Source organism: Pseudomonas sp. FDAARGOS_761 (genome assembly GCF_013343155.1).
In the GTDB taxonomy this organism is placed as follows: Bacteria; Pseudomonadota; Gammaproteobacteria; order Pseudomonadales; family Pseudomonadaceae; genus Pseudomonas; species Pseudomonas aeruginosa.
Genome location: NZ_CP054572.1, coordinates 1,644,967 through 1,657,431, shown reverse-complemented (window position 1 = coordinate 1,657,431; position 12,465 = coordinate 1,644,967). Strand labels below are relative to the sequence as shown.

Sequence of the window (12,465 nt, the reverse complement as noted above, 5' to 3'; positions counted from 1 at the left end):
TCACTCGCCTACGCTGATCTTCAGGCCGGCAGCGATGGCGAATGGCGTGAGTGTCAATGCTAGCGCCGTCAGGCTCGCCAGCCACAATAAATGTCCGCTGCTGGGCAGTCCCTGCAACGAAGCCTGCAGCGCCCCGCTACCGAGAATCAGCACCGGGATGTACAGCGGCAGGATCAGCAGCGCCAGCAACAGGCCGCCGCGCTTGAGGCCCACGGTCAAGGCCGCGCCGACGGCGCCGAGCAGGCTCAGCACCGGCGTACCGAGCAACAGGGAAAGCAGCAGCACCGGTATGCAACGGGCCGGCAGGCCCAGCATCAGCGCGAACAGCGGCGACATCAGGACCAGGGCCAGCCCGGAAAACAGCCAGTGTGCCAGCACCTTGGCCAGCACCAGAAGAGCCAGGGGGTGCGGCGAAAGGACCCACTGCTCCAGAGAACCGTCCTCGAAATCGCTGCGGAACAGCCCTTCCAGCGAGAGCAGCACGGCCAATAGCGCCGCCACCCAGACCAGGCCGGGCGACAAGGTTTGTAGCAATTGGCTTTCCGGCCCGACCGCCAGGGGGAACAGGGCGATGACGATGGCGAAGAACACCAGCGGGTTGGCCAGCTCCGCCGGTCGGCGGAACAGCAGGCGCGCCTCGCGCGCCAGAAGCAGGCTGAAGACGTTGCTCATGCCGGATCGCCCAGCGCCGGCTCGACCGTCGCGCCGCTGGCCGCCTTGAGCGCACCGAGGTCCAGCTCGCGGTAGCCGGCGGGCACCTGCTGCAGGCTGTGGTGGGTGGTCAGCACTACCATCCCGCCGCGCTGGCAATGCCCGGCCAGGTGCGCTTCCAGTTGCGCCACCCCCTGCTTGTCGAGGGCGGTGAAGGGTTCATCGAGGATCCACAAGGGCGGTGCGTCCAGGTACAGGCGGGCCAGCGCCACGCGGCGTTGCTGGCCGGCGGAAAGGGTGTGGCAGGGAACGTCCTCGAAGCCACGCAGGCCGACGTCGGCCAGGGCCTGCCAGATCGCCTCGCGGCTGGCCGGCTGGTGCAGCGCGCAGAGCCAGGTGAGGTTCTCCTCGGCGCTGAGCAGGCCCTTGATTCCCGCGGCGTGGCCGATCCACAGCAGGCTGCGGGCCAGTTCGCCGCGCTGTTCGGCGAGCGGCCGGCCGTTCAGGCGGACTTCCCCGGCGGTCGGCTGCATCAGTCCGGACAGCAGGCGCAGCAGGCTGGTCTTGCCGCTGCCGTTGGGACCCACCACCTGCAACATCTCGCCGGCGGCCAGGCGCAGGTCGAGGCGCTCGAACAGCATGCGCCAGTCGCGCTCGCAGGCGAGCCCGACGGTTTCCAGCAAGGGGCTGGCTGTGGGGACTTCAGCAGGATCGGACATCGAACAACATCGCCAAGCGTCTCTCCTCGTCGCGGCGCCGGAGGCCTTCACGGAACAGACCCTAAAGTCGGGATAAACACGGCCGCTATACTGGTGACGACGCGGCCAGCCTGTTTGACAGGCGCGGCATTATACACGCCCTTCCCCAGCCTCCGCAGGGTCGTTTAAGACAGGTTGTTACCCATGCCAGCCGAGATAGGCGCTTCCCCATCACTACCCCCGGTTTCCGCCCCGCGCCCGCTGCCGCCGGCGCAATCGCAGGGCAACGCCCAGGCCGACGCCGAGATGACCCTGAAGCTGGTGCAGACCCTGGCCGGCCTGCTGGGCGAAGGCGAGTCGGGCAAGGCCGAGGTGCTGGCGGTCAAGGAAGGCCTGGCGAACAATTTCCAGGTCCTGCTCAAGCTGACCCTGGCGAACAGCGGGCAGAGCCTGGTGGAAGTGCAGAGCAACCGGCCGCTGGTGCCGGGCAACCTGCTCAACGTCAGCGCCACCAGCAACACCAGCGTGGTTGCCACCCTGCTCGACAGCATGGCCGGCGCTGGCCCGCTGAGCAGCCTCGACCTGGAGCAACTGCCGCCCGGCACCCTGCTCCAGGGCAAGGTCCTGTCCAGCACCGCGCTGCCGGCGGACAAGGCCCAGCAGGTGGTCTACCGGGTCCTGCTGAACCTGCTCAACACGCCGCTCGCCGGCAGCAAGCTGAGCCTCGACTCGCCCCAGGCGCTGCCGGTCGGCAGCCTGCTCACGGCGCTGGTGAAAAACAGCCAGCAGATCGACTTCCTGCCGCTCAGCGGACGCCTCGACCAGCTTGCGCTGGGCCAGCAACTGGCCGGGCAGAGCGCCCGCCAGGCTTCCCTGGAAGGCCTGTTCGCCGCCCTGCAGGGGCTGAACGGCCGCAACGACCTGCCGGACAGCCTGCGCCAGGCCGTGGAGCGCCTCTTCGCCGGCCTGCCGGAGGCGCAGAAGATGGGCGATTCCAAGCTGCTCGGCCAGGCCCTGCAGCAGAGCGGCCTGTTCCTCGAGGCGCGCCTGATGCAGGGCGCCACCGATCATCTCGGCCAGGACCTGAAGGCCAACCTGTTGCGCCTGTTCGCCCAGCTGTCGCCGCTGCCGCCGACCGGCGCCCAGGCGCCGGGCATGTTCGCCGGCAACACGGCGAACCTGGCCCAGGCGCTGCCGGCCTTTGTCCGCAACGCCCTGGGCAACCTGGGACAGAGCGCCAACAAGACCCAGGCACTGAACTTTCCCCTGCCGAGCAAGGTTCTCCAGCTGTTCGACGAGGACATGGAACTGGAGTCGCTGCTGCGCCTTGCCGCCGCGGCGATCTCCCGCCTGCAGACCCATCAGCTATCGAGCCTGGCGCAGACCAGCATCCTGCCGGATGGCACCCAACTGGCGACCTGGCAGATGGAGGTGCCCATGCGCCATCAGCACTCGGTGGTGCCGTTGCAGGTGAAGTTCCAGGAAGAACAGCGCAAGACCGGCGAAGAGGCCCGCGAAAGCCTCTGGCGCGTCGAACTGGCCTTCGACCTGGAGCCGCTGGGACCGCTGCACGCCCAGGCGACCCTGCTGCGCGGCAGCCTGTCCAGCCAGCTTTGGGCCGAGCGCGACGCGACCGCGCGGCTGGTCGAGCATGAACTCGGCCACCTGCGCCAACGCCTGCGCGACGCCGGCCTGACCGTTGGCGAGATCACCTGCCAGCGCGGCCGCCCGCCCCAGGGTCCGCGAGCGACCATCGAACAACGCTGGGTAGACGAAACCGCATGAACAGAAAGCAGTCACCCGCCCCGCGCCAGGCCATCGCCCTGAGCTACGACGGCCAGGCCGCGCCGACCCTTTCCGCCAAGGGCGACGCCGAACTGGCCGAGGCGATCCTGGCCATCGCCCGCGACTACGAGGTACCGATCTACGAGAACGCCGAGCTGGTCCGCCTGCTCGCCCGCCTGGAACTCGGCGACGCCATTCCGGAAGCGCTGTATCGCACCATCGCCGAGATCATCGCCTTCGCCTGGCACCTGAAAGGCAAGTGTCCCGAGGGATTCGCGCCGGACGCCGCGGATGGCAACGAGATGCTGCTGCTCGGCGGTCCCGGCGACTGAGCGGACCCGCCAGGCGTCGAAACCGAAGCGCCGGAACCGGAATCCGCGAGAGCAGTCCCAGCACAGTCCACCTGCCACTTCCCAGGCCGCCCATGCCCTCGCCAAGCCCCCTCCTCCTCGCCGCCCTGCTGCTTATCGCCAGCCATGTCCAGGCCGCCCCGGCCATCCTCGGCGACGAGGAAAAGGATGCAATCATCGATCGGCACCGGCTGACTCCGGAGTTCCGCATCAATCGGCAAGCCAAGGTACGCCATCACGAAGGAACCATCGACCGCGTGGTCCTGCTTCAGGATAGGGACCGCTTCACCTACCGAAGCTACCTTCGCGACGACCAGAAGGAGCCTGCCACCTTCTGGATCCTGGAGTTCGACGCACGCAGCGGGAAACGGCTGAGCGAACGCCAGACCGATGAGGACGACTATTGGCGTAGACGCGACGCCGACTCGCAACGAGCCGACAGCGGCGAAAGGAACCGATAGATAGCGCAGCCGAAACCTTCGACGCGTCGTCCCGGTACAGCGGCTCAGGCGAAACCGCCGTTGACCCGCAGCACTTGGGTATTGACCCAGGCCCCATCCGGCCCGGCGAGGAAGGACACCGCCGCGGCGATCTCGTCCGGCTCGCCGAGACGCTCCAGCGGCGCCAGCCTGGCGATCTGGTCGATCTGCTCGGCGCTCTTGCCGTTGAAGAACAGCTCGGTGGCCACCGGGCCGGGCGCCACCGCGTTGACCCTGATGTCCTGGCCGCGCAACTCGTTGGCCAGCACGTGCACCAGCCCCTCGACCCCGGACTTGGACGCGATGTACGGACCGTAGCTGGGCAGCGCCCGGGCGATCACGCTGGTGGACAGGGCGATGATCCGTCCGCCGCGCTCGACATGCCGGGCAGCCAGGCCGAGCACGATGAAGGCGCCGCGCAGGTTGGTGCGGATCACCCGGTCGAAGCTCTCCAGGTCGCCATCGGCGATCTTCAGGTAAGGCATCGTGCCGGCGCTGTTGACCACCACGTCGATGCGGCCGAAGGCGCCCCTGGTGGCTTCGAACAGCTTGTCCATGTCCTCCGCGCTGGCCACGTCGCCCTGCACGGCGATAGCCGCGCCGCCGGCGGCGACGATTTCGGCCACGACCTCGTCGGCCATGGCCTGGTTGCCGGCATAGTTGACCGCGACCGCGAAACCGTCGGCGGCCAGCCGCCGGGCAATGGCGCGACCGATGCCGCGGGAGGCGCCGGTGACGATGGCGGCTTGGGTGATGTCAGGCATGCTGGGACTCTCCTGGAATGAGCGTGGCGACAGCCACGCATCGACAAGAAAAGTCTAGAAGCCGGCTATTGGCGGATAAACAGCAGACAACCGTCATGACTATCCAGGATTTCCGGACAATACCGATACGCGGTCACGGCTTGCGCGCGATCCAGGCGTACTGCTGGCGCTTCTCCTCGCCCAGGCGCTGGCGTCGGCGATGACTGGCGAACGCATCGCCGGAACAGTAGGTGCAGACGGCGCTGGCTTCGATCTGCGCCGGCCCGACGCCGGCGGCCTGGAACAACTGGCGACAGAAGGCCACCAGGTCCAGCCAGGCGCCCTGCTCCGCCTGCCTTGGCTCGGGCGGAGCGAACCGGGGCGGCCGCTCGGGGAGCGGACGACGCTGGCTCCAGGGAGGCGCCGTGCCTTCCCAGAGGCGGCCGTGGCCGACCTGCAACGCCTCGATGAACCCGGCACTCACCTCGTAGCAGCAGGCTTTGATCCCGGGACCGATGGCGACCCGGATGTCCGCGCTGGCGACGCCGCGCGCATTGAAGCGCGCCACCGCCGCGCCGACGATACCGGCGACGAGCCCCTGCCAGCCGCCATGCAGGGCGGCCACCACCCGACCGTCGCGGCTGCTCATGAGAATCGGCAGGCAGTCCGCGGTGACCACCGCGACCGCCAACGGCCCTTCGCTGAAGACGCCGTCGGCGGCATGCCGTCCCGATTCCGACAGCGAGCGCGCGTCGACGATCTCGGCGCCATGCACCTGCCGGCAATGGAATATCTGCTCGGAGAGTGCCTGGCCGGCTTGCTGGAAGCCATGCTCGATGCCTTCGATCGCCTTGAGGATGTCGGCCTGGACGGTCATGCGCTGTCTCGCCATGGAAGGTTGGAAAACGACCTTACCTCATCTTCCCGGGAGCCGCCTCAGGCGATGCCGCGCAGGAGGTCGGGGCAGCCGCGATCACGCTTGATCAACGCGGCCAGGGCGACCTGGCCCAAAGGCCGGTCGGACACCGCGCCGATGCTCAGGCCATGGCCTCTGCTCCACTCGAACAACAGGCGCTTCTCGCGGCAATCGAGTTCGCCCACCAGCAGGAAGCGCCGGATGCTGCCGCTGCGCCCCAGCATCGCCAGCGTGCCCTTGCAGCCCTGGTCCAGGCGGAATCCGTCGTAGAGGAAATAGTCGTACGGGTAACCCTGGTCCAGGGAGCGCCGCAGCTCCCGTCGGTCCAGGCACAGGCTCAGGTGGAAGTAGCCGCAGCGGTTGAACAGCGCTCCGTACCTGAGCAGACGGCCGGGGTTGGCGCACAGCACCATGGCGCGCAGGGGTATTGCAGGCATCCTTGTGGCCTCCTGGAAACGTGCTGGTTGACCAGGACCGATTCTAGAAAGCGGCAGCCGCGCGATTAATAGGACTTTTCCTCTAAATGCCTACCTGTGATCCGAAGCTTCCTCCTGGCCCAGGTTACGCAGGACACGCTCGGCCTGGCGCCTCAACGGCTCGCGCAACTCCAGCGGCTGCCTGACCTCGAAGTCGAACGGCAGGCCGCACAGGCGCCGGGCGAACCAGTCCAGGTCGTCGGTGCTGGCGCGCAACAGCGTACCGCCATCGACCTCGGCGAGCAGACCGAGGGGCTCGCCGAGCACCGCGACCACCTGCTCCCTCGCCGCCCGCATCAGGATTTCCACCGGGTAGGCGCGCGGCATCCGGGCGAAGCTCTCCCGCAGGTGGCGGAGGGTATCGAAATCCGCCGGTCGCTCGAAGCGCTCCGCCAGCATGCGCGGCGCGTCCAGGCGATCGAGACGGAACGAGCGCAACGCCTGGCGCAGGTGGCAGAAACCGCTGACGTACCAGCAGCCGTTGCGATAGACCAGGCCGTAGGGATCGAGTTGGCGGAGGGTTTCGGCGCCCTGCGGGTCGCGATAGCGGAACTCGACCCGCGCACGGACCTGGGCGGCTTCGGCGAGGGTCGCCAGCGCCGCCACACTGGTTCCCGCCCGGGCGCGGGCCAGGTCCAGGCTGGCGGTCTCGCGGAGCGCCACGAGGCGCCGCCGCAGCGCATCGGGCATCACCCTGCTCAGCTTGGCCTGCGCGCTTTCCAGGGCCAGCTCGCTTTCGCCCAGGCCGAGACTGCGCACCGCCAGCAGGCCGAGGGACACGGCCAGGGTTTCCTCCGCGCTGAACATCAGCGGCGGGAGCTTGAAACCGGCCACCAGGCGGTAGCCGCCATGGCGTCCGCGCTCCGCCGAGATGGGAATGCCCAGCTCCTCGAGGGCGACGATATAGCGACGCAGCGTCCGTCCATCCACCTCCAGGCGCCTGGCCAGCTCGCTACCGCTGAGCTGGCCGTGGCTCTGCAGCAGTTCGAGCAGGGCGAGCACGCGCACCGTGGGCTTGGACATTTTTCGATCCACCGGAAAAATCAGGACCGAATATAGCCTATATCCCCCCTACCCTGCGTTCAGCCCGGTTGCGATGCGCAACACGCGTTACCTGAACGGAGATGGAAAATGGAACCTGTACTGTTTTATGGCGTACCCCACGGCTGTTCCTTCGGCTCGATCGTGGCCCTCGAGTGGCTCGGCCGCCCCTATCGCCTGTGTCGGATCGAGATGCCGCTGGAGACCGGCGAGCGCACCTACGTACGCCTGAACCCGGCTCGCCAGACGCCTACCCTGCTCCTGGAGGACGGCCGCGCGCTCAGCGAAAGTCTGGCCATTCTCCAGCACCTGGCGGCGCGCGACCTGTGCAGGAAGCTCGGCTATCCGCAGGGCAGCGCCGAGTTCGACGAACTGAACTTCGCCCTCGCTCTCCTGCATACCGAATGCCATTCGGCCTGGGGGGCCCTGTTCTATCTGGAGGACGCCGACGCAACCACGACGGCAAGGGCGCTGGCGCGCGCGGCGCGAGCCTATGGCCGGATCGACAAGCTGCTCGGCGACCGCAAGTGGCTGGCCGGCGAAGGGCCGAGCGTGGCCGACGCCTACCTCGCGGGTACCGCTCGTTGGGGACGGGAGCTGGGCTACTTCGACCTGCAACACGACTTTCCGCGCCTACATCGACACCTGGAGAAGCTGGAGCAGGACCCGGCGGTGCGCTTCGCCCATGCCATCGAGGATCGCCTGCCGGCGCAGAGCTGCGGGGAGTTCAGGGGAGAGGTGACACTGGCAGAAGTGGCGAGCCGCCTGCTCGCCTGAAAAGCGCCAGCGCCGGGTCGGTGGCCGTCACTTGCCCTTGGCTTCGTGCAGGCGCGCCACCAGCTCGGCCTCGGCCTGCGACAGCCCGCAGGCCTGGGTCAGGTCTTCGGCGCTGGCGCCTAGCCCGACCAGGCGTGCGGCCTGGCTGAACGACAGCGTGGTCGGATCGCGCTGCTCCAGGCGCGCGACCCGGTCGGGAAGCGGCGCGAGTTGCTTGCCCAGGTCCTGCAAGGCCTCGCCCATGCGCACGTTGACCTGCTGGTAGGACTCGATGCGCTTGCTCAGCTCCTTGAGCCGGCGCTCGCGCGCCGCGCCCTCCTCCGCCTGCTGCGCCAGCGTAGCTTGCAGGCGGCGCAATTCACGGCGCAGCCACAGGCACGCCGCCGCCAGGCCGAGGCAGGCGGCGAGCGCCAGTGCCAGCGCGACGACCTCCATCTCAGCAGGCCCTCGTTTCGGTCGAACGCATCAGATGCTGCCCAGCTCCGACCATTCTTCCTCGGTCATCATCTTGTCCAGCTCGACCAGGATCAGCAGCTCGCCGTTCTTGTTGCAGACGCCCTGGATGAACTTGGCCGATTCTTCGTTACCGACGTTCGGCGCGGTCTCGATTTCCGACTGCTTCAGGTAGACCACCTCGGCGACGCTGTCGACCAGGATGCCGACCACCTGCTTGTCCGCCTCGATGATGACGATCCGCGTGTTGTCGCTGACCGGCGCAGGGTCCAGGCCGAAGCGCTGCCGGGTGTCGATCACCGTGACCACGTTGCCGCGCAGGTTGATGATGCCCAGCACGTAGCTCGGCGCGCCCGGCACCGGGGCGATCTCGGTGTAGCGCAGCACCTCCTGGACCTGCATCACGTTGATGCCATAGCTCTCGTTGTCCAGGCGGAAGGTGACCCACTGCAGGATCGGATCTTCGGCGCTTTGCGCGGTGGCTTTGCTCATTCCCCTAACCTCTCGAAAACCGCCGCAAGCGGCGGAAGCTGTCTATCAATGGTCGCCGTGCAGGCGCTTGACGGCGCCGCTGGCGATCAGTTCGGCGAGCGCCGCCACATCCAGCAGCGCACACATGTGTTCGATGACCGTGCCGGCCAGCCAGGGCCGCTGGCTACGCTGGCTGCGCCATTTCACCTCGGCCGGGTCGAGGCGGATCGAGCGGCTCACCTGGTGCACCGCCAGCCCCCACTCGTAGCCCTGGACCGAGATCACGTACTTGAGGCCGTCGCGATAGTCGTCGCGGTAGCGTTCGGGCATCACCCAGCGTGCGGTGTCCAGCACCTTCAGGTTGCCCGCCTGCGACGGCAGGATGCCGAGGAACCAGTCGGGCTGGCCGAACAACGGGGTCAGTTCCTGGTTCTCCAGCGGATAGATCGAGCCGAGGCACACCAGCGGCACCGCCAGGGTCAGCCCGGCGACGTCGAACAGCAGGCACTCGAAGGGCTCCGCCGCCCAGGCCGGACGACCGTCGTCGAGCAGCGGCAGGTCGAGCAGCGCCGGCTCGCTGGCGCTCGCCGGGGCGCTCGGCACGCGCAGTTCGATGACTTCGTGGGGCCGTGGCTCGACCGGCAGCTCGCGCAACGTCGTCGGTTCGTCGAGCAGGGCCGCCGGCGCCGGCGGAACCAGGCGCGCATCGCGGACCTGCTCCTCGAGCACCGCGGCCTCGAACTCGTCGAACCCGTGGTCGACCGGCAGCGTTTCCAGCGCCGGGGCCGGTGTCGCCACTTCGGCGACCGCCAGCGCGACAGGCTTCAACGGCGCGGGCGCAGGCGCTGGCGGCGTCTCGACGGGAGGTTCCAGGTCCTCGAAAGTGGCCTCCTGGAGCAACGCATCCAGGTAGGACTGCAAGGCCAGTTGCGAACGGGTGGCGGTGGCGGCGCTCATGTGGGTATTCCGCGACAGGGGTCTACAACGGTTATCGGCCGCACTCCGGTGCGGCTTGAATGCGCCTGTCGGCGCGGCGACCGGCGCGCCATCAGGCCACCCGGGTGGCCGGCTGCTGCGCCAGCAGATGCTTGAGCAAGGCGCGGTAGGCGATCACCCCGCGACTCTTGCCGTCGTGTTGCGACGGCGTGACCCCGGCCCGGCTGGCATCGCGCAGGCGGGTATCGACGGGAATGAACGCCTGCCACAGGTTGTCCGGGTAGTTCTCGTTGAGAATCCGCAGCGTGCTCAGCGAAGCCTGGGTCCGCCGATCGAACAGCGTAGGTACGATGGTATAGGGCAACGCCTGTTTGCGCGACCGGTTGATCATCGCCAGGGTGTTGACCATCCGCTCCAGCCCTTTCACCGCGAGGAACTCGGTCTGCACCGGAATCACCAGGTGCTGGCTGGCGGCCAGGGCATTGACCATCAGCACGCCGAGCAGCGGCGGGCTGTCGATGATCGCATGGTCGAAATCCTGCCAGAGCTGCGCCAGGCTTTTCGAGACCACCAGGCCGAGACCGCTCTTGCCAGGCGACTGGCGCTCCAGGGTGGCCAGCGCGGTACTCGACGGCAGCAGGGAGATGCGTTCGTTGCTGGTGCTGCGCAGCAGCGAGGCCGGCAGCCCCTCGGGGACGTTGCCCTGGTGCAGGAACAGGTCGAAGGCGCTGTGCTCGAGGGTGTCCGGGTCATAGCCGAAATAGCTGGTCATCGAGCCGTGGGGGTCCAGGTCGACCACGACCACGCGCTTGCCGGCATCCGCCAGCAGGCCGGCCAGGGCGATGGACGAGGTGGTCTTGCCGACCCCTCCTTTCTGATTGGCGACTGCCCAGACTTTCATTGCTCTACTCTTCCTGGCATGGGTCCAACCGGTTGGGGCCGCACTACTGGCCAGTTCGGCCCCAGCGCCCGTATGCAAACCATGGTTCGCACGCTCATGGCGAAGGCGACGGGGAATTGACGGTTGCCGGCGCGGGCGCCGGCGTACCGCCAGTATCTGCAGCTTGCGTGCCAGCTGCCGAGCCTGCGTGGCGGAGTGCCGAATCCGGCTGCGCCTTGCCGCTGCCGACCCCGCTGACACTGCGCCGTACCTCCAGGTTGCGCGAGATCACCAGCACCACCCGGCGATTCTTCGCCCGCCCCTCGGCGCTGGCATTGTCCGCCACCGGCTGAAATTCACCATAGCCCACCGCAGCCATCCGCGACGGCTCGACCCCATCGTTGCCGAGCAGGCGGACGATGCTCGCCGCCCGCGCCGCCGACAGTTCCCAGTTGGTGGGATAGCGCGGGCTATGGATCGGCACGTCGTCGGTGAAGCCCTCGACATGGATCGGGTTCTTGTAGGGCGCCAGGATCTTGGCGACCTTCTCGACGATATCGAAGGCGGCATCGTTGGGCAGCGCATCGCCGCTGGGAAACAGCAGGCTGGAATTGAGAGTGATCTCGATCCACAGCTCGTTGCCGCGCACGCTCAACTGGTCGGAGGCGATCAAGTCGCCGAAGGCATCGCGCACGCTGTCGGCGATCCGCTCCAGCGAGTCGGCGCTGGCCGCGTTGTCGCTGGGCTGCTCCTCGACGCTGGTGCGCTCCGGCTCGGTGGTGCGCGGCCGCTCGTCGCCGATGGGAATCGGCTTCAACGAGCGGTCGGGCTGGTTGAACACGCCGGTGAGGGTCTCCGAGAGGATCTTGTACTTGCCCTCGTTGATCGAGGAAATCGAATACATCACCACGAAGAAGGCGAACAACAGGGTGATGAAATCGGCATAGGAAACCAGCCAGCGTTCGTGGTTCTCGTGTTCCTCCTGGTGGCGACGGCGACGCTGCATGCTCGGCTCCGGTCAGTCCATGAAGCCTTGCAGCTTCAACTCGATGGAACGCGGGTTCTCGCCCTCGGCGATGGACAGCAGGCCCTCCAGGAGCATCTCGCGGTAGCGCGACTGGCGCAGTACCAGGGTTTTCAGCTTGTTGCCGATCGGCAGCAGGAGCAGGTTGGCAAAGCCGACGCCATAGATGGTGGCGACGAACGCCACGGCGATGCCGCTGCCGAGCTGCGCCGGGTTGGCCAGGTTGCCCATCACATGGATCAGGCCCATTACCGCGCCGATGATGCCGATGGTCGGCGCATAGCCGCCCATGCTCTCGAACACCTTGGCGGCCTGCAGGTCGCGACTTTCCTGGGTGAACAGGTCGACCTCGAGGATGCTGCGGATGACTTCCGGCTCGGCGCCGTCCACCAGCAGTTGCAGGCCCTTGCGCGCATAGGGATCGGGCTCCGCGTCGGCGATGCTCTCCAGGCCGAGCAGGCCTTCCTTGCGCGCGGTCATGCTCCAGGAGACGATCCGGTCGATTCCCCCGGAAAGATCCTCGCGCGGCGGGAAGAACACCCAGCCGAGCATGCCCAGGCCGCGCTTGAGCACGTTCACCGGGGTCTGCAACAGCGCCGCGGCCAGGGTGCCGCCGATCACGATCAGCGCCGCCGGACCGTTGAGCAGGGCTCCGGCGTGGCCGCCCTCGAGGAAGTTGCCGCCGACGATGGCGACGAACGCCAGGATGATCCCGACCAGGCTGAGCACATCCATCAGTGCGTCCCCTCGGCTCGGCGAAGGCGCGCGCAGGTCGTCACGTGGGT

16 protein-coding genes are annotated in these 12,465 nt (G+C 67.8%); 4 read left to right on the top strand and 12 right to left on the bottom strand.

Translation table 11 applies throughout. The features are described 5' to 3' along the window. Positions 1-672, bottom strand: a complete 672-nt coding sequence (gene ccmB, locus FOC67_RS07895) for a heme exporter protein CcmB (protein WP_003083130.1) — start codon at positions 670-672, stop codon at positions 1-3. Then, a complete protein-coding gene (gene ccmA, locus FOC67_RS07890) occupies positions 669-1,370 on the bottom strand; it encodes a cytochrome c biogenesis heme-transporting ATPase CcmA (protein WP_003140265.1) in 702 nt (233 codons plus the stop codon). Before ccmA ends, ccmB begins: the two co-directional genes overlap by 4 nt. 285 nt (positions 1,371-1,655) lie before the next feature. Between ccmA and FOC67_RS07885 the strand changes: the two genes are divergently transcribed. The 3 genes from FOC67_RS07885 (at position 1,656) to FOC67_RS07875 (ending at position 3,945) form a co-directional block, all read left to right on the top strand. After that, entirely contained in the window at positions 1,656-3,134 is a 1,479-nt protein-coding gene (locus tag FOC67_RS07885; protein ID WP_079278277.1) for a flagellar hook-length control protein FliK, read from the top strand. After that, positions 3,131-3,466 (top strand): EscU/YscU/HrcU family type III secretion system export apparatus switch protein, encoded by a 336-nt coding sequence (locus FOC67_RS07880; protein WP_009314781.1) that lies wholly within the window; start codon positions 3,131-3,133, stop codon positions 3,464-3,466. Before FOC67_RS07885 ends, FOC67_RS07880 begins: the two co-directional genes overlap by 4 nt. A gap of 92 nt (positions 3,467-3,558) precedes the next feature. Next, positions 3,559-3,945 carry a hypothetical protein gene (locus tag FOC67_RS07875; protein WP_009314782.1) on the top strand — a complete coding sequence of 129 codons (387 nt, stop codon included), beginning with the start codon at positions 3,559-3,561 and terminating at the stop codon, positions 3,943-3,945. Between the two features lie 44 nt (positions 3,946-3,989). On the opposite strand, the gene FOC67_RS07870 is transcribed toward FOC67_RS07875, so the two are convergent. The 4 genes from FOC67_RS07870 to FOC67_RS07855 all read right to left on the bottom strand — a co-directional run bounded on the left by FOC67_RS07870 (position 3,990) and on the right by FOC67_RS07855 (position 7,121). Then, a complete protein-coding gene (locus tag FOC67_RS07870) occupies positions 3,990-4,727 on the bottom strand; it encodes an SDR family oxidoreductase (protein WP_009314783.1) in 738 nt (245 codons plus the stop codon). Positions 4,728-4,860: 133 nt separating this feature from the next. Next, positions 4,861-5,583, bottom strand: a complete 723-nt coding sequence (locus tag FOC67_RS07865) for a polyphenol oxidase family protein (RefSeq protein ID WP_009314784.1) — start codon at positions 5,581-5,583, stop codon at positions 4,861-4,863. A gap of 59 nt (positions 5,584-5,642) precedes the next feature. Beyond that, positions 5,643-6,059, bottom strand: coding sequence for a hypothetical protein (locus tag FOC67_RS07860; protein WP_003087127.1), 417 nt, complete (start codon positions 6,057-6,059; stop codon positions 5,643-5,645). A gap of 90 nt (positions 6,060-6,149) precedes the next feature. Further along, positions 6,150-7,121, bottom strand: a complete 972-nt coding sequence (locus tag FOC67_RS07855) for a YafY family protein (protein WP_003140266.1) — start codon at positions 7,119-7,121, stop codon at positions 6,150-6,152. 108 nt (positions 7,122-7,229) lie between these two features. Here FOC67_RS07855 and FOC67_RS07850 point away from each other — a divergent pair, with 108 nt between their 5' ends. Then, positions 7,230-7,916: a glutathione S-transferase family protein gene (locus tag FOC67_RS07850; RefSeq protein WP_003133197.1), complete on the top strand. Its 687-nt coding sequence runs from the start codon at positions 7,230-7,232 to the stop codon at positions 7,914-7,916. Between the two features lie 27 nt (positions 7,917-7,943). Here FOC67_RS07850 and FOC67_RS07845 read toward each other — a convergent pair whose 3' ends face one another. From FOC67_RS07845 to FOC67_RS07820, 6 genes are all read right to left on the bottom strand, one after another. Further along, positions 7,944-8,351 carry a DUF2802 domain-containing protein gene (locus tag FOC67_RS07845; RefSeq protein ID WP_009314785.1) on the bottom strand — a complete coding sequence of 136 codons (408 nt, stop codon included), beginning with the start codon at positions 8,349-8,351 and terminating at the stop codon, positions 7,944-7,946. Between the two features lie 30 nt (positions 8,352-8,381). Beyond that, entirely contained in the window at positions 8,382-8,861 is a 480-nt protein-coding gene (locus FOC67_RS07840; RefSeq protein ID WP_003083098.1) for a chemotaxis protein CheW, read from the bottom strand. Between the two features lie 45 nt (positions 8,862-8,906). Continuing rightward, positions 8,907-9,797 (bottom strand): CheW domain-containing protein, encoded by an 891-nt coding sequence (locus tag FOC67_RS07835; protein ID WP_003087116.1) that lies wholly within the window; start codon positions 9,795-9,797, stop codon positions 8,907-8,909. A 91-nt stretch (positions 9,798-9,888) separates the two neighbouring features. Then, positions 9,889-10,677, bottom strand: a complete 789-nt coding sequence (locus FOC67_RS07830; protein ID WP_009314786.1) for a ParA family protein — start codon at positions 10,675-10,677, stop codon at positions 9,889-9,891. Between the two features lie 94 nt (positions 10,678-10,771). Beyond that, positions 10,772-11,662: a flagellar motor protein MotD gene (gene motD, locus FOC67_RS07825; RefSeq protein WP_003083090.1), complete on the bottom strand. Its 891-nt coding sequence runs from the start codon at positions 11,660-11,662 to the stop codon at positions 10,772-10,774. 12 nt (positions 11,663-11,674) lie between these two features. Beyond that, positions 11,675-12,415 (bottom strand): flagellar motor protein, encoded by a 741-nt coding sequence (locus FOC67_RS07820; RefSeq protein WP_003083089.1) that lies wholly within the window; start codon positions 12,413-12,415, stop codon positions 11,675-11,677. Positions 12,416-12,465 lie beyond the last annotated feature (50 nt).